Origin of the sequence: Vibrio sp. RW, from assembly GCF_027587105.1 — a bacterium.
Lineage (GTDB): Bacteria > Pseudomonadota > Gammaproteobacteria > Enterobacterales > Vibrionaceae > Vibrio > Vibrio toranzoniae.
Window position 1 is genome coordinate 1 of sequence record NZ_JAPPTM010000067.1, and the last position, 1592, is coordinate 1592.

Genomic DNA, 1592 nt, shown 5'->3' on the forward strand with positions numbered 1-1592 from the left:
TGTTTATGTTTCTGTGTTTGTATTGAAACTTGATTGTTGAGTAAGCGTCTACGAACCGACTCATTGACTTTCTAATATCTACGCAGATACCGCCAACTAAGGCGGTATCTGTCATTCTGAGCGGTATTCTGTAGGGGCGGACTATTCCGTCTTTGGCATTTTCCAAGGTAGAAGATGACCATGGTCATCCTCACTCTTCAGTTTCGGGATTTCTCGTAGCACGTATTCGAGGTACTCATACGGCTCACAGTCGTTAGCCTTCGCGGTTTCGATAAGACTGTACAACACTGCACTGGCGCGGGCTCCATTATGAGTCTTTGAGAACAACCAGTTGTTCCGTCCTACCGTGAACGGACGTACTGAACGTTCCGCTCGGTTATTATCCATGCTTAACCGGCCATCATCGATAACTCTTACTAGCTTCGACCATTGATTGAGACTGTAGCTAATCGCCTCACCCAATTTACTTTTAGGGGGCACCTGAGTGACCGATTTATCTAACCACGCCTTGAATTCATTGAGCAGAGACTGAGTCTTTGATTGGCGGGTAACATATCGCTCTTCCCTCGTCTTATCTTTGAGTGCTTGTTCAACACGATAGAGCTTTTGGAACCAACTCACTGCCCACTGGATTTTACCCCCTTTTCCTTGCTTGCCTTTTGGTTGGCTCTGCTCTGCCTCTATGAACTTGCGTCTTGCATGAGCCCAGCAACCCACCAACTTCGCCTCTGTCTTTTCATACGCTTTATACCCATCAACATGAAGGTATCCAGTGTAGTTTGACAGATACGATTGAGGGCAGTGATGCCCCCGACTCCCTTCCTGATAGTCGAACAAGACGATACCAGGGGATTGCGCATTACCACCCCGGTCTGGACCACACCCATATAACCAGATGTAACTTTTCTTTCTTTCGTCATCGAGCACGGTCAACGTGGTCTCGTCCGCGAACAGAACATCTTGAGCAAGGAGGGTTTCTTTCAGTAAGGCGATTAACGGCTCTACCTTATCAGCGCAACGCAGTATCCATTGACTCATCGTTTTTCGGCTGAGCGCTAGCCCATATTGTCTGAACAGCGATTCTTGACGATAGAGAGGCAGGGCATAGTGGTATTTGTTCGTGATAATTTGCGCAAGCAAAGAGGGAGTCGCGATGCTTTTCGGGATAATCGATGCTGGCGGTGGAGCCATTGCAACAACACTCTTCTCTCCTAACGCGTCACATTGACGACAGACGTATTTGGGTCTTTCAGTGACTTCGACATACAACTTGGCCGGGATATACACCAGTTTTTCACTGGTGCTTTGCCCCATCCTGCAGAGTATCGACTGACAACACGAGCAGGTTTTTTCTGATTCTGGTATGTCCACCACGACTCGCTCTCGTGGCAGGTCTTCGGGAAGCTTTGGGCGACCACGACGTTTTGTCTCGGATGAAGTGTTTTCCGCTTCCGAAGCGTCATCATTCGGATTATCGGGTGCTTCCTCTTCACCTATCGTATCGGCATGAGTCTCCGCCTCATTGAACTCTAAGTCCTGAGGGGGCAGGGTTTCACTACTGCTACCAAAGCGTTTACGCCGCGCTAGGTTGA

At 48.7% G+C, this 1592-nt stretch carries 1 protein-coding gene; it reads right to left on the minus strand.

The window, feature by feature from the left end; genetic code table 11:
* Positions 1 to 141 precede the first annotated feature (141 nt).
* Positions 142 to 1592, minus strand: a 1451-nt coding sequence (tnpC, locus tag OCT63_RS21300; RefSeq protein ID WP_269984585.1) for an IS66 family transposase, incomplete at its 5' end; no start/stop codon positions are given.